Source organism: Tepidicaulis sp., assembly GCF_965222285.1.
Taxonomy (GTDB): domain Bacteria; phylum Pseudomonadota; class Alphaproteobacteria; order Parvibaculales; family Parvibaculaceae; genus Tepidicaulis.
In genome coordinates, this window is record NZ_OZ244942.1 from 1,782,047 (window position 1) to 1,802,806 (window position 20,760).

Genomic DNA, 20,760 nt, shown 5'->3' on the forward strand with positions numbered 1-20,760 from the left:
AGCCGCGTCACCTTAAAACGTCAGCTCGCCCGCTCCCAGGTCTGCAAAATAAGCCTGCACCATGTCATCGCTGACGCCATCCAGCGTGGCCGGGTCCCATTTCGGCGCCTGGTCCTTGTCGATCACGACGGCCCGCACGCCCTCATAAAAGTCATGCCCCGCCATGAAGCGGTTCGTCAGGCGGAACTCAAGCTGCATGCAGGCATCGAAATCGAGTTTCGCGCCCGCCCGCACTTGTGCAAAGGCAACTTTGGTTGAAAGCGGGCTTTTCGCGCGGATGGTCTTCGCCGTTTCCTGCGCCCAGCCGCTGCCTGCCGCATCGAGGGAGGCGAGAATTTCTTCGACGCTTCCCCCGGCAAAATGCGTGTCGATGGCCGCGCGCACTTCGGCAAGCGGCGCCTCGCCCGCAGGTTCGGCAAACAAGTCGATCACTTCGCCCGGCTCTGCATCGCCCTTGGCAAGCGCGGCCTTCAGTTCTTCCAGCTTTTCCGACGGCACGAAGACATCGGCAAGGCCGGCATAAAGACAGTCAGCCGCTTTCAGCCGCGCGCCGGTCAGTGCCAGATACATGCCGACCTCGCCGGGGCAACGCGGCAGGAAATAGGTTCCGCCCACATCCGGGAAAAGGCCGATCCCCGTTTCCGGCATCGCAAAAAGCGTGCGCTCGCTCACCACCCGGTGCGCGCCGTGGATGGACAGGCCGACGCCGCCGCCCATATCGATCCCGTCGATCAGCGCTACATAAGGCTTCGGGTATTTCTTGATGAAGCGGTTGAGCCGGTATTCTTCCCGATAAAAATCGATCTGTGTGCGGTCCTTCGCTTTGCCCCAATCATGCAGCGCGCGAATGTCCCCGCCCGCGCAAAAAGCTTTCTCGCCCGCCCCTTGCACAACAACGCAAGAGACGGCCTCATCCGCTGCCCAGGCCTCAAGCTGGGGATGCAGCGCGCGCACCATGGCGAGCGTCAGCGCATTCAACGCCTTCGGTCGGTTCAGCGTGACAAACCCGGCAGCGCCTTCGCGCTCGAACAGGACTTCTTCCTCACTCATGAGAAGCCTTACTCCTTCAATAGTTCGCGCGCGATGATGACGCGCATGATCTCGTTCGTGCCCTCGAGGATCTGATGCACGCGCAGATCGCGCACATGCCGCTCCAGCGGGTAATCGTTCAGATAGCCGTAACCGCCATGGATCTGCAGCGCTTCGTTGGCCACACGGAAGCCCGTATCCGTGGCAAAGCGCTTGGCCATGGCCGCGAACATCGTGGCGTCATGCGTCTTCGCATCCACCTTGACGGCGGCTTGGAGAAGCAGAAGCCGGGCGGCTTCCAGCTCCGTCGCCATATCGGCAAGCTTGAACTGCAGAGCCTGGAAATCGGCAAGCGGGCGGCCGAACTGCTCGCGCTCCTTCATATAGGTGCGCGCCGTTTCAAGCGCCCCGCGCGCCGTGCCGAGCGAGCAGGCACCGATATTGAGGCGGCCCCCATCAAGCCCGCTCATGGCGATTTTGAAGCCCTGGCCTTCCGTGCCCAGAAGATTGGCCGCGGGCACACGCGCATCCTCGAAAATCACCTGCCGCGTCGGCTGGCTCTTCCAGCCCATCTTCTTTTCATCCGCGCCGAAGGAAACGCCCGGCATGTCCTTCTCGATGATCAGGCAGGAAATGCCTTTCGCGCCCTCGCCGCCCGTGCGCACCATGCAGACATAAATGTCCGATACGCCGGCGCCGGAAATGAAGGCCTTGCCGCCATTGAGAACGTATTCGTCCCCGTCCTTCACGGCCTTGGTGCGCAGCGAGGCCGCATCCGAGCCCGAGCCCGGCTCCGTCAGGCAATAGCTTGCGATCTTTTTCATGGAGGTGAGATCGGGCAGGTATTTCCGGCGCTGCTCTTCCGTCCCATACATGTCGATCATCCAGGACGCCATATTGTGGATCGAGATGAAAGACGCCGTGGAGGTGCAGCCCCGGGACAGCGCCTCGAAGATCAGCGCCGCATCGAGCCGGGTGAGCGCGGAGCCGCCCACATCCTCGCGCACATAAATTCCGGCAAAACCGAGGCCCGCCGCCTCGCGCATCACATCCACGGGAAAATGCGAGGTTCTGTCCCATTCGGCGGCATGGGGGGCCAATTTATCGGCGGCAAATTGCGCCGCCATATCCTGAATGGCGCGCTGCTGTTCATCGAGCTCGAATTGCATGACGATCCTCCCATAACGGGTTCTTGGGCGGGTTCTGAACCGGGCGTTCAGGAAGGCGAGCCCGTTTGCAAAGGGTGATAACGCGGCTTCGAGCGGCATTGCAACCGCCTCTTGACCGGGATATGAGATGCTCCATGACAAAGAACCCACCATCCTTCGGTTCCCCTGCGTCTTCGGGCGCGGCTTTCCCGGGAACCCGCATGCGCCGGAACCGCAAGGCGGACTGGGCGCGGCGGCTCGTCGCCGAGAACACCCTTTCGGTCAATGATCTGATCTGGCCCCTTTTCCTACAGGAAGAGCCGGGCCGCAGCCCCATCGCCTCCATGCCGGGGGTGGACCGGCTGGGCGTCGATGAGGCGGTGAAGGCAGCGGAGAACGCGGCCAAGCTCGGCATTCCCGTGATCGCGCTCTTTCCCTACACCGATGGCGCAAGCCGGAACGAGACGGGCACGCTGGCGACCGATGAGAACAATCTCGTCTGCCGCACGGTGCGGGCCGTCAAAAAGGCGGTGCCGGAAGTCGGCATCCTCTGCGATGTGGCGCTCGACCCATATACGAGCCACGGCCATGACGGGCTTTTGAAGGACGGCATCATCCTCAACGATGAAACCGTTGAAGTACTGGTGCGCCAGGCGCTGATCCAGGTGGACGCCGGCTGCGACATCATCGCGCCCTCCGATATGATGGACGGGCGCATCGGCGCCATCCGCGCCGCGCTGGAAAGCGCCGGGCACCAAGACACGCAGATCATGGCCTATGCGGCGAAATACGCCTCCGCCTTCTACGGCCCCTTCCGGGACGCCATCGGCTCGACTGCGGCTCTCAAAGGCGACAAGCGCACTTACCAAATGGATGCGGCGAATTCCGACGAAGCGCTGCGCGAAGTCGGCCTCGACATTGCCGAAGGCGCGGACATGGTCATGGTCAAACCGGGCATGCCCTATCTCGATATCGTGACGAAAGTGAAGCAGGCCTTCGCCGTGCCGACTTTCGCCTATCAGGTGTCGGGCGAATATTCGATGCTGGCCGGGGCCTGCGATCAAGGCTGGCTCGACCGCGAGCGCGTTATCCTGGAAAGCCTGCTCGGCTTCAAACGCGCCGGCGGCGACGGGGTGCTGACCTATTTCGCGAAGGAAGCGGCGGAGTTGCTGCGGCGCTGACATTTCTATGCCGCAGACTGAGTGTGGACCCCGGCACAGAGGCCGGGGTGACAACCTGAGCGAGCTGCGGGGCACTGCCCCTCACAAATTCCAGACGTCACCCCGGGCTTGACCCGGGGTCCAAGCAACCTTCCGACTTGCCGCAGCTTCCCGGTAGCCCCTCAAACCGACAGCGTCTCCGCCTCGGCAAGCGGCATCGCCTTTTCAAGCCAGTGGGGGCGCCCGTCCACGCGCAGTACCGTGTCGGTGACGAAGCCGTTGAAGCCCGTGGCGAGCGCTACAGAATAAGCGCCCATCAGCCCGACCTCGATCCAGTCGCCTTCCTCGATATCGTCCGGCACGAGGAAAGGCCCGTCCATCACATCGAGACTGTCGCAGGTCGGCCCGAACACGCGGAAGGCTTTCGGCGCGCCGGTCAGCGCCCGCCCGCCCTTGCCGAAGGCGCGGGCCGGCATGACGAAATTGCCGATATTGACCTCCGAGAGACAACCGTAAATGCCCTCATTCACATAGATCGCATCGCCCTTGCGCAGATGCACCTGCAAGAGCAGCGAGCAGCCGTCGGCCACGAGTGCGCGGCCCGGCTCGCACATCAGCGGCAGTGTGATGCCGAGTTCTTTCACCGCAGCGGCGATATCGGCCAGCATCGCTTCAAGGTCCACATGCACGCCCGCATAAGGCGCGGGGAAACCGCCGCCAATATCGAGGAACTGAAGCGGCACATCCGCCTTTTCCATGATGGCAACGGCGCGTTTCAAAGCGCTGCGGTAAGCATCCGGATCGAGGCACTGGCTGCCGACATGAAAGGTGAGTCCGGCGCGCATACCGCGCTCATGGACGATCTTGAGAAGCCGCACGGCTTCTTCCGGCGGCGCGCCGAACTTGCTCGAAAGATTATAGACGGCGCCCTTGCCATCCGTTTCAAAACGCACGGCAACCGTGACATCGCGCCCGGCGATTTCCTCGATCTTGTCGATCTCCACTTCATGATCGACGACGAAATCCGTGATGCCGTAAACATCGGTCGCAGAGTCGATCGCGCCGCGCCCTTTTACCGGATGATTGAAATAACAATCGGCATCGGGAAGCAGCTCGCGCACCGCCGCAATCTCCGGCAGCGAGGCCGTGTCATAGGAAGTGATGCCGCCTTCGCTGAGCGCTTTCAGCACGAAGGGATGGGGATTGCATTTGACCGCATAAAGAACCTCACCGGGGAAATGCTCGACGAAGAGCCGCGCCTTTTCCCTCAACACTTCCGGCCAGACGATGAAAACCGGATAAGACGGGTTAAGCCGCTCGATGATCGAGGCGACGGAGGGAAAGCTGCGGGCTTTCATCGGCGTTTCTCCCGTTCAAGTTCGTTTATTTTTCAAGGCGCGCGATAAGGCTCGATGTGTCCCAGCGCCCGCCGCCCATTTTCTGCACTTCCGAATAGAACTGATCGACAAGGGCGGCGACCGGCAGATGCGAGCCGTTGCGCCGCGCCTCTTCCAGGCAAATCGAAAGGTCCTTGCGCATCCAATCGACCGCGAAGCCGAAATCGAATGTGCCCTCGATCATGGTCTGATAGCGGTTTTCCATCTGCCAGGACTGAGCCGCACCCTTGGAAATAACGTCGATAACGGCGGCAGGGTCCAGGCCGGCCTGTTTGGCGAAGTGAATGCCTTCCGAAAGCCCCTGCACGAGCCCGGCGATACAGATCTGATTGACCATTTTGGTGAGCTGGCCTGCGCCCGGCCCACCGAGCAGTTTGACCGAGCGGGCATAGGCATCGATCACCGGGGCGGCTTTTTCAAAATCCGCTTCGCCGCCGCCGCACATGACCGTGAGGACACCGTTTTCCGCCCCGGCCTGGCCGCCGGAAATCGGCGCATCGATGGCGCCGATACCTTTGGCGATGGCTGCGCCGTAAATTTCCCGGGCGACATTGGCAGACGCCGTGGTGTGATCGACGAAAATCGCGCCGCTTTTCATACCCTCAAAAGCGCCTTCCGGGCCGAGCGTAACGGCACGCAGATCATCGTCATTGCCGACACAGGTAAAAACGAAGTCGGCCCCGTCCGCCACCCGCGCCGGGCTCGGGGCATTCTTGCCGCCGAATTCCTTGCTCCAAGCCTCCGCCTTTGCGCCGGTGCGGTTATAGACCGTGACCTCGTGCCCTGCCTTCTGCAGATGGCCTGCCATGGGATAGCCCATCACGCCCAAACCGATAAACGCCGCCTTTACACCCATCAGATCCTCACTATTTCTCATCTGTCATGGCGGCGCCCCATTTTGCCATGGGACTTATCCCCGCCTTTTGCGGCCATGGTATAGAGGGTGCGGGCAAAAGCCAAAATGCCGTTACGCGAGGGGGAGGCCACCATGAACCGCTTGAAGAAAATCGCCAAATGGACCGGCATCGTATTTGCGGGCGCGTTTGCCCTCATCGCGCTTCTCCTGCTCGACCGGTTTTCCGCCGCCCGCCATGCCGCCCCGCAAATTCAAGGTGAGAAAGAAATAACAGCCGCGCTTGGCAGCGGCGTGACCCAAAGCAGTCTCGTAACATTGAGTGCGCCCGTCACGATCCTGCGGGATAAAAACGCCGTCCCGCATATCGAAGCGCAAAGCGAAAAAGATGCGCTCTTCGCCCTCGGGTATACGCACGCGCAGGACCGGCTCTGGCAGATGGAACTACTGCGCCGGGTGGGCACCGGACGGCTTGCGGAAGTCTTCGGCACGCCCGCCCTTTCCATCGACCGGTTTTTCCGCACGCTCGGCTTCACCCATCTCGCCGATGACACGTATGCCGCCCTGCCCGGCGGGATGAAGAAACTCCTCGATGCCTATGCCGCCGGAGTGAACGCCTCCATGAGCGAGCGGGAGAAACCTCTGCCGCTCGAATTCCAGCTTCTCTTTCACGAGCCCGAGCCCTGGGAAGCGCGCCACTCGCTCGTCATGGTGAAAATGCTGGGGCTCGGCCTCTCGGCCAATGCGTTCGATGAAATTGCCCGCGCACGGCTCGCCCGCGATTTGCCGCCCACAAGTTTTCAGGAATTTTTCGGCGTCGAAGAAGAACTCGCCCCCTTTCTCGTGGGCGAGCTTGGCAAACTTTTTCAAAAAGCGCCGCTGACCAGGACCGCAAGCGCCTGGCCCGATCTTGGGCCCATCGGCGCCTCCAATAATTGGGTGGTGAGCGGAGAGCACACGAAAAGCGGCAAGCCGCTGCTCGCGAACGATCCGCATCTCGGCATGCTCGCCCCCTCGCTCTGGTATCTCGTGCATTTGCAAAATCCGGTGGAAGGCGAGGCCCGCAATCTTGTGGGCGCGACGATCCCCGGCATTCCAAGCGTGCTGCTCGGCCGGAACGACCGCATCGCCTGGGGCCTGACGAATACACGGCCCGACAGCCAGGATCTTTTTATCGAGCGGCTCAATCCCGACAACCCGGATGAATATGAAACGCCGGACGGCTTTACGGCCTTTAAGCTGCGCGAGGAACGCATCAAAGTACGCTTCGGTTCGGATGAAGTTTTGAGCGTCAGGGCGACGCGGCACGGGCCGGTGCTGCCGGAAGAAACCGTGGCAGGCGCGCCCTCGCTCGAAGAAGGTCATGTGCTTGCGCTTTCCTGGCCGGCGCTCGAGCCCGGCGATCTGACGGTCGCGGCTGGCTACCAAATGAGCCGGGCAGAAAATTTCTCCGGCTTTCTGGACGCGCTGCGCGATGACTATGTCAGCCCCATGCAGTCCATCGTCTATGGCGACATTGACGGGAATATCGGCTTCATCGCGCCCGCGCATATTCCGCTGCGCGGTGAGGCACACCGCACGAAAGGGCTGATGCCCGCCGAAGGCTGGCTGCGCGACAATGACTGGACGGGGATCATTCCCTTCGACGCGCTGCCGCAACTTTACAACCCGGCAAGCGGCATCATCGCGAGCGCCAACCACAAGATCGTGGACGACAATTACCCCTATCAACTCGCACTCGATTGGAACGCGCCTTACCGCGCCATCCGCATTTATGAACTCCTGGAGAAAGGCGGCAGCTTCACCGCACAGGATTTCGCGGAGATGCAGATGGACAATCTCTCGCTTTTCGCCGCCCGCGTGCTGCCGCTCCTTCTGGAACATTTGCCTGAGGCGCAAAAGGAGACCGCGGAAGGAAAACTGCTTGCCGCCTGGAACTATTCTCTCGATGCGGAAAAAGCCGCCCCGCTCATCTATGCCGCCTTTCTGCACGAGTTGCCGAAAACACTCTGGGCGGATGAGCTTGGCGCCTCTTTCGACAGCTACAAAAGCCCGCGTTCCGATTTTCTCTTGAGCATCTTCGAAGGGGCGCGCCCCAATGCCCATTGGTGCGATGACACGCAAACGGAAGAAACGGAAAGCTGCGCCGCCCAAACCGGAAAGGCCTTTGAGGCGGCAATGACGGGGCTGCGCGAGACATACGGCGAGACCCCTCAAGATTGGACCTGGGGCGCGGCGCATCCCGTGATCAACAATCACATTCCGGGCGGCAGCCTGCCGTTCCTCAAAAACTGGCTGAGCCTTGAGACACCCTCGGCCGGCGGCATGCACACGCTGAACCGCGGGCAATATCGAGGCAGCGGCGCGCGGCCCTTCGCCAATATCCACGCGGCAGGCTTTCGGGCCGTCTATGATTTTGCCGATCTCGACGGCTCGCTTTACATGATCTCGACCGGCCAGTCGGGCGATCCCTATTCACCCTTTTACGGCAATCTTCTGGAAGACTGGGCGGCGGGCCGAACCATCACCATTTCAACGCGCAAAGACGTTTACAGTGAGGGCGCGCTCGGCACGCTTGCCCTGCGCCCTGCAGGAAAATAGGCCGCCTATTCGATCCGGCCTTCCGCCGCGATCCGGCCCGTCTTGCAATTGGGCGAGGAATTGATGGTGCATTTGTCGTAGTAAAGCCGCACCGTGCCCGCCTGATCCTGCGTCATGTGATAGCAGTCTTTGGTGTTATAGGAGATGACGGGCGACTGGTGACACCACATATCGCCTTCGATCCACCAGCGCCCTTCCCCATCGAGGCTGCGCGTCGAAGAGCGCTGCTGGTGGAACGTCTTGTAGTGGTAATAGACGAGTTCCACATCGGACGTGCCGTCGGGCTTCAACTTGATGATCGTATTCGTGAGGCGGTTGCCGCCGGGAATATCGAGCCGGCCCATTTCCAGATTGAACGTATGCCCGCTCGACTGCGCGGCGATCTGGATGCCGGTCATCTTCGTCCCCTTTTGATTGAGGATCGTCTGCTCGGCTTCGCCGCTGCTGCCTTTCGTATCGTCCCCGCTGGTCCCCTCGGACTGGCCGGCAACGGCCTGTTTGGCCTGGCCTTCGACGGGTGTCGTCTTTTCCGCCGTCTGCGTGCGCTCCGTTTTACGCAGCGGAATCACATCGGGCTTCGGCTTCGGTTTTTCCACGACTTCGGGCTTTTCGGCGGGCTTCGGCGCCGGGTCCACATCGGCATCGGCAAAGACCGGGTCCTGCTGCGCCCCGTCGATATCCGCCGCCGCATCCACGTCCTGGCCCGGCCCCGCTGCGAGCTGAAAGAACAGCTTGTCGCCGCCGCCCGGCCCCGGCGCGCCGAAAATGCCGCCCGCCAGCATGAAGATGATAAAGGCCAAGACATGCACCAGCGCGGAGCCGATGAGAAACCGCTTCATGTCCGGCGGTGAGGATGGCGATTGATCGGCCAAACTCATGTTACTCCTCCCGTTACACCCCCGCCCGCCCCCGGCACCTCCCTGCCGGACGGCACGTTTCTTATTCCTTCGCTTGCTGCGTGATCAGCATCACTTCCTTCACGCCGATATTGCGCAAACCTTCCATGAGCTGAATGAGGTCATGGGCATCCGCCGCCTGATCCGCCTTCACCGTCACGGCCTGCACCGCGAGTTTGGAGAAGCGGTTACGCAGCATGTAGGGCGCCATTTGCGCGTCCATGGTCAGATCCTGGAAATGGACGAAGCCGTCCGCTTCCACATAAAGGATCAGTTCTTCTTCCTGCTTCTTGTCATCCACCTGGCCGGTGGGAAGCTCGACATCCACCGTGTCGGTCTTCTTCAGCGTGCCGGTGAGAAGAAAGAAGATCAGCAGCAGGAACACCACATTGATGAGCGGCACCACGCTTTCGATCTGGCGGCGGGGCGGGTTTTCCTCGAACTCGATCATTGCCCGCCCCCCACGCGTGTCGTGGCCACGGTGCGTGCGCCCGCCTGGCGGGCCGCTTCCACCGCGCTGATAAGCGGCTGCACCTGCACATCCTTCTCCGCCAGGATGGAGACGACCGCCTCCTTGTCACCGCCGAGCGCCGCCTTGATGGCCGCCGAGAGCTCTTCAACCGGTGCGGCTTCCCCGTCGACACGGAACGTGCCGCCGGGCGCAACGCGCACTTCCACAACCGTGCGGTCGCTATCGGTCTCGCTTGCCGCTTTGGGCGGGGTGATGACGGACAAGGTCTGCGTCTGCAGAAAAGTACTGGCCAGCATGAAAAAGATCAGCAGCAGAAACACCACGTCGATCAGCGGCGTCAAAGAGACGATGCGCCGCTTGACCTCATAGTGCCCGAAAAGATCGTCGCCGCTTCCATGTTGCATGGCTGGCCTCAGACGAGTTTCAGGATGGCGAGCATTCGGCCCGTCGCATCACGCAGACGCAAACGCACCTGGTCCACCCGGTTCTCGAAGAGATTGAGCGCGCCGATGGCGGGAATGGCAACGGCCAGACCCACAGCGGTCGTCAGCAGCGCTTCCCAGATACCGCCGGAGAGGATGGCCGGATCGACCCGGTTGCCCGCCGCTTCAAGCTGCTGGAACGCCTCGATCATGCCGATCACCGTACCGAGCAGGCCGAGCAAGGGCGAAATATTGCCGATGACTTCCAGCCAGCGGAAATAGCCTTGCAGGGCGCCAAGCTCGTTGCCGCCGACACGCGCCATCTCCTCGGCAGGCTGCATGCCATTGCGCTTCGCCTCGACACCGGCCAGAAGCACGCGGGCGATGGGCGAGCGCTGCTTGCGCAAAATATCCGCCGCTTCATCGAGCTTGCCCGCCGAGGCTTTTTCAAGCGCCGGTTCCAGAAATGCTTTGCGCGACAGTCCGGCGCGCCAGAACTGCACCACTTTGAGCAGAATCACCGCGAGGGAGAAAATCGAAAGAATAATCAGGATAACGACGATCGGGCCGCCCTTATCGACCAGCGGCACAAGGTCGAGAAGACCGCCGCCATCGGCGGGAATGGAAGTGGCGGCATCGCCCGCCGCCTGCGCCGCGCCTTCTACGGCCTCCGCCGTCCCCTCAACCGCGCCTTCAGCTGCATTTACAGCTCCTTCAGCGTTTTCAGCGCTCGCTTCGGCGCCCGAACTCGTGACGTCGTCCACACTTTCCCCCTATGCTTGTTCTTCGCATTATGCGGTGGTAGAAACCACTTAGTAAATTAAATTTACGAAATCATGGAATGATCGGCAGGTCAACGGTCATACCGGATTATTACAGAATAACAGCGAGCGCGGCCCAAACCCATGTCCCAGCGTCTGCCGGACGATAAAAACAAAGTCAGCACCGCCGGGCGCACCGCCGCCGCGCCGGATGAGGTTCCCAAACCCCCTGCCGGCGAAACGGAACTGGGACCAGGTTATTTTCTGCAACTCCTGGAAGGGATCGGCGCCTCGCTGGAACAGGCCTATGACAGCGCCAACCCACTGCCGCGCGGCCACCAGCGACTGATCCGCCAATTGCTGATCAAGGACGGCCAGACACAGACGGAACTGGCCACGGCCATGCACATCCACAAGGTGTCCGTCGGGCTCTATATCAATGAGCTGGAGGAAATGGGCCTGGTGGAACGGCGGCGCCATCCGAAGGACGGGCGCGCCTATTGCATCTACCTGACCGACTATCTGCACAAATTCCGGCCCGAGGGTGAGCGCATCTTCGCGGAAATCCACGCCCATGCCATCAAGGGTCTGCCGACGGAAGAATACAGGATGCTGCTGCAGGCGATGGAGAAGATGTATCTGAACCTGCAAGAACTGGCGCGGAAGCCCGACATGGTCGCGCCGCTTACGCCCCCAGCGCCTGATAACCCCCCCGGTGATACACCAGCGGCCGCCCCTCCTGCTCGGAAGAAAACGCCTTGATCTGACCGATCAGAATGATGTGGTCGCCCGCATCATGGCGCGCATAAAGCTCGCATTCGAAAACCGCGAGCGCCTCTTCGATGCGCGGGCAGCCATTCTCCCCAGTGCTCGTCGCCACTTCCGCGAGCGAATGGTCGCCGCTTTTGGCCAGCGCATTGGAAAGATACTTCTGATCTTCGCTCAGAATATTGACCGTGAACGCCTCGCAGGCCTCGAACGTGTCGATCGTGTCCGAGCCTTTATCCAGGCACCAGAGCACCAGCGGCGGGTCCAGCGAGACCGAGGAGAAGGAATTGACCGTAATCCCTATAGGGTCTTTCCCCGCTACTTTCGTGGTCACAATGGCAACGCCGGTGGCAAACCACCCAAAGGCGTTGCGGAGGGCCCGCGGATCGTGGGTCATTAACGCTGCTCCCAACGGCTGATTTGTGATCAATTCTTAATTAGACCGGTTTTAGGGAGGTTTGCAGGCCGGTGCAATGCCCCAATCACGCCGCGCCTTTTGCGCAGCGCCCGGTCTTTCGGCGCAATTTACCTAAACTCGGTATTAACCCGATTTCGCGGAGAATGAGCCAAATCGGAATACCAGCGGAATATCCGCCGGGCATCCGCCGTGAGACAGGGGGACCGTCGGGGTCATGAAGTTTATCATCGGCATTGTCATCGTCGTCAGCGCGGTCTTCGGCGGCTATTGGGGCGCCGGCGGCCACTTGGCCGTCTTGTGGCAGCCCTTCGAATTCGTGATCATTCTGGGCGCGGCCATCGGCGCGCTTGTTATCGGCAATCCGCCCGCCGTGCTCAAAGGCTTGGGCCGGACATTCAAGATCATGCTGAAGGGGCCGAAATACAAAAAGGATTCCTATCTGGAATTGCTCGGCCTGCAATACACGCTCTTCAAACTTGCCAAGGCCAAGGGCAGCCTAGCGCTCGAAGCGCATGTGGAGAACCCTTCCGAGTCCGACGTCTTCAACAAGTTTCCCGCCATCGCCTCCGACCCGCGCGCGCTGGAATTCATGTGCGATTATCTGCGCCTCGTAACGCTCGGCACAGAGAACGCGCATGAAGTGGAAGCGCTGATGGACGAGGAGCTGGAAACGCTCAACCAGGAAGACGAGCAAATGGTCGCCGCCATTCAGGCCCTTGCCGACGGCACGCCTGCGCTGGGCATCGTGGCCGCCGTGCTCGGCGTTATTCACACGATGGGCGCGATCGACCAGCCGCCGGAAATTTTGGGTCACCTCATCGGCGCGGCGCTTGTGGGTACGTTCTTCGGCGTGTTCTGCGCCTATGGCTTCTTCGCGCCCATGGCGATGGCGCTGAAAAACGCGTTCGAGTCCGAAAACAAATTCTACCTCTCCATGAAGGCCGGCATTCTGGCGCATCTGCAAGGCTACGCGCCGGCCGTGTCGGTGGAATTCGCGCGTAAAGCGCTGATGAGCGACGTGCGCCCGACCTTCGCGGAAGTCGAAGAATCCACCCAGAACAATCCCCAGGCCGCCTGACGCAGGAATGCGGGGCGAAGGCCAGCGGTTTGACACAGCAAAGAACGGGCGATCCAGAAGGTGAGCGAAGCACAACCCATCATCAAGAAGGTCAAGAAGGGCAAGCACCCGCACCATGGCGGTGCGTGGAAAATCGCCTATGCCGACTTCGTGACCGCGATGATGGCCTTCTTCCTTCTGCTCTGGCTGATCTCGATGACGACGCCGGAACAGAAGCAGGGCCTTGCCGACTATTTCGCACCGGCGAACGTCAGCCGTTCGACCAGCGGTTCGGGCGGCGTAATGGGCGGTACCGCCTTCGACATCGAAGGCTCGCGCATGGCCGGCACCACCCCGCAAGTGGTAATGAATATTTCCGCCCCGCCCAAACCGAAAAATTCGTATAAAGACGAAAAAGACACCGCCGAGTCCGCCGAAACGGTCAGCACCGTTCAGGAGAAGCAGGGCCAGGAAGGCGCGACGCAGGTCTTTGACGAGCAGCGCCAGCTCGCCGCCTCCACCTCGCGCGAGAAAGACGACTTCCGCTCCGCCGCCGAAAGCATCCGCCAGGCGCTGCGCGACATGCCGGAGCTTGCAGAGCTTTCCAAAAACATTCTGGTGGAAGAAACACCGGAAGGCTTGCAGATCCAACTTGTCGATCAGGAAGGCCGCTCGATGTTCCCCGCCGGGATCGACGAGCCTTATGAGCGCACACGCCGCCTTTTGGAAGAAGTCGCCACCATCGTTCAGAAACTGCCGAACCGCATCGCCATTTCCGGCCATACCGACAGCTCGCCGAGCTATGGCAGCTCACCCAGCCAGAAATGGGAGCTGACCGCCGACCGCGCCAATGCCACGCGCCGCATTCTGCAAGGCGCAGGCGTGCCCGACGACCGGATTTACGAGGTGACCGGCAAAGCGGACACGCAGCCGCTTTTCCCGGAAGACCCGAGCCTGCCCGCCAACCGGCGCATTTCCATTCTCCTGAAACGCGAAGCGCCTGTCGTCCCGCCGAATTTCGGGGACAGCCGCGGATAATCGGCGTCTCTCCCTGCCCTTGCGCTTGCGCCCGCTTCTTCCTACTTATTTTGAGGCGGTAAGAAGCAAGGAGACCTGAATGAGCGCGAGTGGCAACGAAACCTATCCCTCCCCTCATTCCGCCTCCCGCCCCCATGCCGGGGCAGATCAAGCCGCAGACCCGTTCCGGGCCAGCGAATTCAACGGCATTCTCGTTTCACGCTTTCTGGCTGTAATTGCCGACTTTCTGATTCTGTCGGTGCTGATCGTTTCAGCCTGGCTGCTTCTCGGCGTGCTCGGCTTTCTGACCTTCGGCCTTGCCTGGCTGGCGCTGCAACTCGTCACGCCTGTCGTCTTCTTCGGTTATTTCACGCTGACGCTGGGCGGCGAGCATTCGGCAACGCCCGGCATGCGTTTTCAGGGCATTCACGCGGAAACCTGGGACCGGCGCGCGCCCGGCCTCGTGCAGGCCTTTATCCAGACCGTGCTGTTTTATTTGACGGTGAGCATTCTCACGCCGTTCATTCTGCTTGTCGCGCTCTTCAACCGCCGCCGCCGCTGTCTGCATGATTATCTTTCCGGCATGGTTTACGTGCGCGACAGCGACACGCTTTAACCCCTTCCCGCTCCTTTTCTTTCACTTGAACGGGCGCCTCGCACAGACGCCCCATTTCCACTAGACTTGGGTAAGTTCAGCGGGCAAATTGCGCGCCGCTGAAAAAAGAGGCCCATGGAAACAATACTCCCAGATAATTGGCAGATGTGGGTGACGTTCGCTGCCATCGGCACCGCGATCGTCTTCTACTCGATGAGCCGCTTTTCTCTGGAGCTGACGTCGCTTTTCGTCGTCGGCTTTTTGATGATTTTCTTTCATCTGTTTCCGTTCGAAGGTCCGCAGGACACGAACCTTCTGAACAGTTCGGTTCTGCTTTCCGGCTTTGCCGCACCTGCGCTCATTTCCGTGCTTGCCCTGCTGGTGGTCGGACAAGGGCTTTTCCATTCCGGCGCGCTCGACAAACCGACACGCATCATCGCTTCAGCTGCGGGCAGCAGGCCGCAGCTAGTCGTCATCGCCACCTTGCTGCTCATCGCCTTTGTCAGCGCCTTTTTGAACAATACGCCCGTCGCGGTGATGTTCATTCCGGTGCTTGCGACACTGGCCGCAAGACTGCGCCACCGGCCGAGCAAGCTGATGATGCCGCTTTCCTTCGTCTGCATTCTGGGCGGCATGACGACGCTGATCGGCTCCTCCACCAACCTGCTTGCCGCCGGCATTGCCGACAGCACGGGCGCCGGCAAGATCGGGTTCTTCGATTTCACGGTGCTGGGCGTCATGCTGGCCAGCGTCGGCATGGTCTATGTGCTCTTCGTCGTGCCGCGCATTCTGCCCGACCGGGAGGGGCTTGCGGACGAGCTGACGGGCGGCACGGGCAAGCAGTTCATCGCGCAAATCCAGATCACCTACGATCATCCGCTTGTCGGCATGGAATCGGTGGCCGGGCTTTTTCCCCCGCTCAAAGACATGACCGTGCGCATGATCCAGCGGCGCGAACATGCTTTCCTGCCGCCTTTCGAAGATGTGCGCCTGCAGCCGGGCGATACCGTCATCATCGCCGCCACCCGCCAGGCGCTGACGGAAGTGCTGAAATCGCGCAGCGGCATTTTCGAGAACATGCTGGAGGAAAACCACCAGAACCAGAACTGGGACGGCGAGCGCGGCGATGAAACGCCGGAGCGCCCGACCGGCGATCTGACCATGGTGGAAGTGGTCGTCGCGCCCGGCTCGCGCATGATCGGACGCAATATCGAACAGATCGGCTTCCGCTACGAAACCGCCTGCATCGTGCTCGGCATTCAGCGCCGCAGCCGCATGATCCGCGCACGCATGAGCGACATCCGCCTGGAAGACGGCGACGTGCTGCTCGTGCTCGGCAAGCCGCGCGATGTGGAAGGCTTGCGGCTCAACCGCGACGTCATTCCGCTGGAATGGTCGGCGACCGAACTGCCGGACCCGAGCCGCGCGCGCCGCGCCCGCTATATCTTTGCCGGCACCGTGCTTGCCGCCGTTTCCGGCCTCGTGCCCATCGAGGTCGCCGCCGTGCTCGGCGCCGCCGGAATGATCGCCTTCGACGTGCTGAATATCCGCCAGGCAGCACGCGCCATCGACCGGCGTATTTTCCTTCTGGTGGGCGCCGCCCTTGCCATGGGCACGGCGCTCGACGTGACGGGCGGCGCGGCCTTCCTCGCTCAAGGGGTCGTGAACCTTTTTGCAGGAGCCGGGCCCGCCGTCGCGCTTTCCGCGCTCTTTCTCTTCATTGCCATTACGACGAACATTCTGACCAACAATGCGACGGCTGTTCTGTTCGTGCCGATTGCCGCCAATGCGGCCAACCAGTTCGGCGTCGATCCCATGATCTTCATTTATATGGTGATTTTCGCCGCCAACTGCTCCTTCGCCACGCCCATGGGTTATCAGACGAACCTTCTTGTCATGGGGCCCGGCCATTACCAGTTCTCGGACTATGTGCGGGCCGGGGTGCCGCTTATTCTTTTGCTCTGGATAACCTTCTCTTTGCTCGCACCCTGGTATTATGGTCTTTAATAAGGGGGCGTAGCGCCGAGAGGCAGTAAAGCGAGGAAAACAGCGTATGACGCGGCACGACCAGACGCAGTTTCCGCAGTTCTATATCACCGCGCCCTCGCCCTGCCCCTATCTGAAAGGCCGGTACGAGAAAAAGGTCTTTACCCATCTCGTCGGCGAGCGGGCCGTCAGCCTCAACAACATGCTCTCCCAGGCCGGGTTCCGCCGCAGCCAGGGCATTGCCTACCGGCCGGCCTGCGACGGCTGCGATGCTTGCATTTCCGTGCGCATCCGCGTCGATGAATTCACCCCCTCGCGCAACATGCGCCGCACGCTGAACGCCAACCGGGATCTGGTGCGGGTGAAAAAACCGGCGCTGGCGACCGAAGAACAGTTCTCGCTGCTGCGCGCCTATCTCGACACACGCCACCAGCAAGGCGGCATGGCGGACATGACGGCACTCGATTTTGTTTCCATGGTCGAGGATACCGCCGTCGATACCTCGCTCATCGAGTACCGCCCCCGCGCGGCGGACAGCGAAAACCGGCTGATCGCCGCCGCCCTGACCGACCGGCTCGAAGACGGGCTTTCCATGGTCTACAGCTTCTTCGAGCCCGATTTGAACGCCCGGAGCCTCGGCACCTATCTCATTCTCGATCATATCGAGCTCGCCCGGGAGCTCGGCCTGCCTTACGTCTATCTCGGCTACTGGATCGAGGGATCGGCGAAAATGGCCTATAAAGCCCGTTTCAAGCCGCTGGAAGCGCTGACCCGCGAGGGTTGGCAGCTTATGGAATAAACTTTTCCCTCTAGTCTCCCATCCCTTGCAGCGCCATTGCACCTTGCGCCGCCCTGCCTATACTGGCCCGCAAACCGGCCGCGCGGGGGATCATGGCGCGCCGACACATCAAGTCTTCGGGGAGAGCTTGCTCTATGAAACGCCGTACCTTCCTTGCTGGCGCCGGCCTGGCGGCCGCTTCTGCCGCGACACTTTCCGCGCCTGCCATCGCTTCCAATGTGAAACGCCTGAAAATGGTCACGACCTGGCCGAAGAACTTCCCCGGCATGGGCGTCTCCGCCGAGCGCCTGGCGGCCCGCATCAAGGCGATGACGGACGGCGAAATCGACATCAAGGTCTATGCGGCGACCGAACTCGTACCCCCGCTTCAATCTTTCGACACAGTGTCGAGCCGCGGCGCGGAAATCTATCACGGCGCCGAATATTACTGGCAGGGCAAGTCGCCTGCCTTCAACTTCTTCACCACCGTGCCTTTCGGCATGACGGCAAATGAAATCAACGCCTGGATCTATCATGGCGGCGGGCAGGAACTGTGGGACGAACTTTCCGCCCAGTTCAACATCAAGCCCTTCATGGCCTCCAATACGGGCGTGCAGATGGGCGGCTGGTTCCGCAAGGAAATCAAAACGCTGGAAGACTTCAAAGGCCTGCGCATCCGCATGCCGGGCCTGGGCGGGGAAGTAATGCGCCGGCTGGGCGCCGCCGCCGTGACCATGGCTGGCAACGAGATTTATCAGGCCCTTCAGAACGGCACGATCGAGGCAACCGAATGGGTGGGCCCGTGGAACGACATGGCCTTCGGGTTCCATCAGGTGGCCGATTATTATTACTGGCCGGGGTTTCATGAGCCGGGCCCGGTGCTCGCCGTCGGCTTCAATCTCGGCGTCTTCAACGAGTTCACGCCCTCGCAAAAAGCAGCCGTGGAAGCGGCCTGCGCGGCGGAGAACGATTACACACTCGCCGAGTTCAACTATTACAACGCCAAAGCGCTGCAGACCCTCGTCACCGAACACAAGGTCAAACTCAGCCGCTTCTCGCCGGAAATCCTGGCCGAGTTCCGCCGCCTCTCCGCAGAGGTTGTGGAGGAAGCCGGCAACACCGATGCGCTGACCAAGCGCATTTATGAGAGCTACAAGGCCTCGCTCGCTCTCTCGCGCGAATGGACGAAAATCGCCGATCAGGGCTTTGTGGAAGCCCGCCAAGGTGTCGCTCTCGACGGATAGGAAAAACTCGCGTGCTGCGTTTAGCCACTCTCATCGACGGCTTCAACGACCGGCTGGGCCGGTTCGTTTCCTGGGCGGCGCTTGCCATGGTGCTGGTGCAGTTCATCGTCGTCATCATGCGCTATGTCTTCGGCCTCGGCTCGGTGTGGATGCAGGAATCGATTGTCTATCTGCACGGCCTGCTGTTCATGCTGGCCGCCGGCTATACGCTGCTGATGGACGAGCATGTGCGGGTGGATATTTTCTACCGCGAGGCCAGCCCGCGCTATAAGGCGATGGTCAATCTCCTCGGCACGCTCTTTTTCCTCTGGCCGGTCTGCTGGCTGATCTGGGATGCGGCCTGGCCCTATGTGGCGCTTTCCTGGTCCTATCTGGAAGGCTCGCAGGAAACGAGCGGCATTCAGGCCGTCTTCCTGCTGAAATCCGTCATTCTGGCCTTCACGGTGCTCGTGGCGCTGCAAGGCGTTTCCATTCTCGTGCATGCCCTTCGTACCCTGCGCGGTCTTGAAACCCCGCACAGCGAGCCGGCGCCGAAACTATAAGGTCAACCTTCTTCATGAATCTCGCCGACACGCTCGATCTGATTATGTTTGCCGTTGCCTGCGGGGTGCTGCTGACAGGCTATCCCGTCGCCTTCACGCTGGGCGGCGTGGCGCTGGTCTTTGCCGGTATCGGCATCTGGTTCGGGATTTTCGATTCAGGCTATCTGCTTGCCCTGCCCCAGCGCATATTCGGCACGATGACGAATGAGACGCTGATCGCTGTGCCGCTCTTCGTCTTCATGGGCACGATGCTCGAGCGCTCGAAAGTCGCCGAAGAGCTCTTGGAAAACATGGGCCGTCTCTTCGGTTCCTTGCGCGGCGGGCTCGGCATTTCCGTTTCCATTGTGGGGGCGCTGCTCGCCGCTTCCACCGGCATTGTTGGCGCGACGGTCGTCACCATGGGCCTCCTCTCGCTGCCCACCATGCTGCGCCGCGGCTACAACCCTTCGCTTGCCGCGGGCTCCATCGCCGCTGCCGGGACGCTCGGCCAAATCATCCCGCCTTCCATCGTGCTCGTGCTGCTCGGCGATGTGCTTTCCAACGCCTATCAGAAAGCCCAGCTCGAACAGGGCATCTTCACGCCGGAGACCATGTCCGTCGGCGATCTTTTCGCCGGCGCGCTCATTCCGGGCCTCATGCTGGTCGGGCTTTACATCGCCTATCAAGCCTTCCGCGCGCTTGTTGATCCTGCCTCCTCCCCCGCCGTGCCCCATGAAGGCGAGGAAGAAGACACCGCCGCACTGATCTTCAAGACGTTGCGCGCGCTCTTTGCGCCCGTCGCGCTGATCATTGCAGTGCTGGGCTCGATCCTTGCCGGGATCGCAACGCCCACCGAGGCCGCTGCCGTCGGCGCCATCGGCGCGGTGCTGCTTGCGGGCTACCGCCAGCAGGGAGCAACGCGGCCCGTTATCATTGCCGCGTTCTCGCTGATCGGCGTGTTGCTGCTTACCGCCTTTGTCGATCTGCGCGTCGCGCGCAATGAAATCAGTGCCGGGGAATATGCGGCCATCGCCCTCGCCTTTCTTCTCTGCGCGGCCATGGCCTGGGGCATCACCATCAGCCTCATCCGGCTTTACCGCAACAATGTGCTCCCCAGCGTCATGCAATCGACGGCGCGCATCAGCTCCATGGTCTTCGTCATTCTGATCGGCGCGGCGCTCTTCTCGCTTGTCTTCCGGGGACTTGGCGGGGACGAGACGGTGCAGTCCTTCCTCAGCTTCGATGAGGCAAGCCTGATGGGCCGGCTCTTCGGCGACATGGCCCCCATCATCGCCGTCATGGCCGTGATGTTCATTCTCGGTTTCTTTCTCGATTTCATCGAGATCACCTTCGTCGTCGTGCCGATCGTCGCGCCCATTTTGCTTGCCATGGGCTTCGATCCCGTCTGGCTCGGCGTGATGATGGCGATCAATCTGCAGACCTCGTTCCTCACGCCGCCTTTCGGCTTTGCGCTCTTTTACCTGCGCGGGGTGGCGCCGGAGAGCATGCGCACGGCACAAATCTACCGCGGCGTCGTTCCTTTCGTGCTGATACAGATCGGCGCGCTGATCATCATTTCGCTTTACCCGCAGCTGGCAACCTGGCTGCCTGAGATCATTTTCGGTTAGGAGCTCGCT

Annotated in this window: 20 protein-coding genes; 11 read left to right on the forward strand and 9 right to left on the reverse strand. The window is 61.3% G+C overall.

Annotated elements, in window-relative coordinates:
- Nucleotides 1–12: 12 nt before the first annotated feature.
- Nucleotides 13–1,050 carry an enoyl-CoA hydratase/isomerase family protein gene (locus tag ACOQOT_RS08430; protein WP_420561882.1) on the reverse strand — a complete coding sequence of 346 codons (1,038 nt, stop codon included), beginning with the start codon at nucleotides 1,048–1,050 and terminating at the stop codon, nucleotides 13–15.
- Nucleotides 1,051–1,058: 8 nt separating this feature from the next.
- Nucleotides 1,059–2,198 carry an acyl-CoA dehydrogenase family protein gene (locus ACOQOT_RS08435; RefSeq protein WP_420561883.1) on the reverse strand — a complete coding sequence of 380 codons (1,140 nt, stop codon included), beginning with the start codon at nucleotides 2,196–2,198 and terminating at the stop codon, nucleotides 1,059–1,061.
- 200 nt (nucleotides 2,199–2,398) lie between these two features.
- Between ACOQOT_RS08435 and hemB the strand changes: the two genes are divergently transcribed.
- On the forward strand, nucleotides 2,399–3,358 hold the full coding sequence (gene hemB, locus ACOQOT_RS08440) for a porphobilinogen synthase (RefSeq protein ID WP_420561884.1): 960 nt from the start codon (nucleotides 2,399–2,401) through the stop codon (nucleotides 3,356–3,358).
- A 161-nt stretch (nucleotides 3,359–3,519) separates the two neighbouring features.
- Here the strand turns inward: hemB and ACOQOT_RS08445 are convergent, their stop codons facing one another.
- Both ACOQOT_RS08445 and ACOQOT_RS08450 read right to left on the reverse strand, forming a co-directional pair.
- Nucleotides 3,520–4,695 (reverse strand): type III PLP-dependent enzyme, encoded by a 1,176-nt coding sequence (locus ACOQOT_RS08445; RefSeq protein ID WP_420561885.1) that lies wholly within the window; start codon nucleotides 4,693–4,695, stop codon nucleotides 3,520–3,522.
- Nucleotides 4,696–4,720: 25 nt separating this feature from the next.
- Nucleotides 4,721–5,590: an NAD(P)-dependent oxidoreductase gene (locus ACOQOT_RS08450; RefSeq protein ID WP_420561886.1), complete on the reverse strand. Its 870-nt coding sequence runs from the start codon at nucleotides 5,588–5,590 to the stop codon at nucleotides 4,721–4,723.
- Nucleotides 5,591–5,722: 132 nt separating this feature from the next.
- On the opposite strand from ACOQOT_RS08450, the gene ACOQOT_RS08455 reads away from it, so the two are divergent.
- Nucleotides 5,723–8,188 (forward strand): penicillin acylase family protein, encoded by a 2,466-nt coding sequence (locus ACOQOT_RS08455; protein ID WP_420561887.1) that lies wholly within the window; start codon nucleotides 5,723–5,725, stop codon nucleotides 8,186–8,188.
- A 5-nt stretch (nucleotides 8,189–8,193) separates the two neighbouring features.
- Here ACOQOT_RS08455 and ACOQOT_RS08460 read toward each other — a convergent pair whose 3' ends face one another.
- The 4 genes from ACOQOT_RS08460 to ACOQOT_RS08475 all read right to left on the reverse strand — a co-directional run bounded on the left by ACOQOT_RS08460 (nucleotide 8,194) and on the right by ACOQOT_RS08475 (nucleotide 10,742).
- Nucleotides 8,194–9,066: a hypothetical protein gene (locus ACOQOT_RS08460; protein WP_420561888.1), complete on the reverse strand. Its 873-nt coding sequence runs from the start codon at nucleotides 9,064–9,066 to the stop codon at nucleotides 8,194–8,196.
- Between the two features lie 61 nt (nucleotides 9,067–9,127).
- Nucleotides 9,128–9,535 (reverse strand): ExbD/TolR family protein, encoded by a 408-nt coding sequence (locus tag ACOQOT_RS08465; protein ID WP_420561889.1) that lies wholly within the window; start codon nucleotides 9,533–9,535, stop codon nucleotides 9,128–9,130.
- A complete protein-coding gene (locus ACOQOT_RS08470) occupies nucleotides 9,532–9,960 on the reverse strand; it encodes an ExbD/TolR family protein (RefSeq protein WP_420561890.1) in 429 nt (142 codons plus the stop codon). Before ACOQOT_RS08470 ends, ACOQOT_RS08465 begins: the two co-directional genes overlap by 4 nt.
- 8 nt (nucleotides 9,961–9,968) lie before the next feature.
- Nucleotides 9,969–10,742, reverse strand: coding sequence for a MotA/TolQ/ExbB proton channel family protein (locus ACOQOT_RS08475; protein WP_420558873.1), 774 nt, complete (start codon nucleotides 10,740–10,742; stop codon nucleotides 9,969–9,971).
- 141 nt (nucleotides 10,743–10,883) lie between these two features.
- Here ACOQOT_RS08475 and ACOQOT_RS08480 point away from each other — a divergent pair, with 141 nt between their 5' ends.
- On the forward strand, nucleotides 10,884–11,501 hold the full coding sequence (locus ACOQOT_RS08480; RefSeq protein ID WP_420558874.1) for a MarR family winged helix-turn-helix transcriptional regulator: 618 nt from the start codon (nucleotides 10,884–10,886) through the stop codon (nucleotides 11,499–11,501).
- Here the strand turns inward: ACOQOT_RS08480 and ACOQOT_RS08485 are convergent.
- Complete coding sequence (locus ACOQOT_RS08485) at nucleotides 11,425–11,904, reverse strand: flavin reductase family protein (protein ID WP_420558875.1); 480 nt, start codon at nucleotides 11,902–11,904, stop codon at nucleotides 11,425–11,427. The genes ACOQOT_RS08480 and ACOQOT_RS08485 overlap by 77 nt on opposite strands.
- Before the next feature lie 235 nt (nucleotides 11,905–12,139).
- On the opposite strand from ACOQOT_RS08485, the gene motA reads away from it, so the two are divergent.
- From motA to ACOQOT_RS08525, 8 genes are all read left to right on the forward strand, one after another.
- Nucleotides 12,140–13,003 (forward strand): flagellar motor stator protein MotA, encoded by an 864-nt coding sequence (motA, locus tag ACOQOT_RS08490; RefSeq protein ID WP_420558876.1) that lies wholly within the window; start codon nucleotides 12,140–12,142, stop codon nucleotides 13,001–13,003.
- A 60-nt stretch (nucleotides 13,004–13,063) separates the two neighbouring features.
- Nucleotides 13,064–14,020, forward strand: a complete 957-nt coding sequence (locus tag ACOQOT_RS08495) for a flagellar motor protein MotB (protein ID WP_420558877.1) — start codon at nucleotides 13,064–13,066, stop codon at nucleotides 14,018–14,020.
- 79 nt (nucleotides 14,021–14,099) lie between these two features.
- A complete protein-coding gene (locus ACOQOT_RS08500; protein ID WP_420558878.1) occupies nucleotides 14,100–14,615 on the forward strand; it encodes an RDD family protein in 516 nt (171 codons plus the stop codon).
- A gap of 114 nt (nucleotides 14,616–14,729) precedes the next feature.
- Nucleotides 14,730–16,601 carry an SLC13 family permease gene (locus tag ACOQOT_RS08505; protein ID WP_420558879.1) on the forward strand — a complete coding sequence of 624 codons (1,872 nt, stop codon included), beginning with the start codon at nucleotides 14,730–14,732 and terminating at the stop codon, nucleotides 16,599–16,601.
- Between the two features lie 46 nt (nucleotides 16,602–16,647).
- The gene (locus tag ACOQOT_RS08510) at nucleotides 16,648–17,379 is read left to right on the forward strand and encodes an arginyltransferase (protein ID WP_420558880.1); all 732 of its coding nucleotides are present in this window, start codon (nucleotides 16,648–16,650) and stop codon (nucleotides 17,377–17,379) included.
- A gap of 134 nt (nucleotides 17,380–17,513) precedes the next feature.
- Complete coding sequence (locus ACOQOT_RS08515) at nucleotides 17,514–18,602, forward strand: TRAP transporter substrate-binding protein (protein ID WP_420558881.1); 1,089 nt, start codon at nucleotides 17,514–17,516, stop codon at nucleotides 18,600–18,602.
- 11 nt (nucleotides 18,603–18,613) lie between these two features.
- The gene (locus ACOQOT_RS08520; RefSeq protein ID WP_420558882.1) at nucleotides 18,614–19,144 is read left to right on the forward strand and encodes a TRAP transporter small permease subunit; all 531 of its coding nucleotides are present in this window, start codon (nucleotides 18,614–18,616) and stop codon (nucleotides 19,142–19,144) included.
- A 14-nt stretch (nucleotides 19,145–19,158) separates the two neighbouring features.
- The gene (locus ACOQOT_RS08525; protein WP_420558883.1) at nucleotides 19,159–20,751 is read left to right on the forward strand and encodes a TRAP transporter large permease; all 1,593 of its coding nucleotides are present in this window, start codon (nucleotides 19,159–19,161) and stop codon (nucleotides 20,749–20,751) included.
- Nucleotides 20,752–20,760 lie beyond the last annotated feature (9 nt).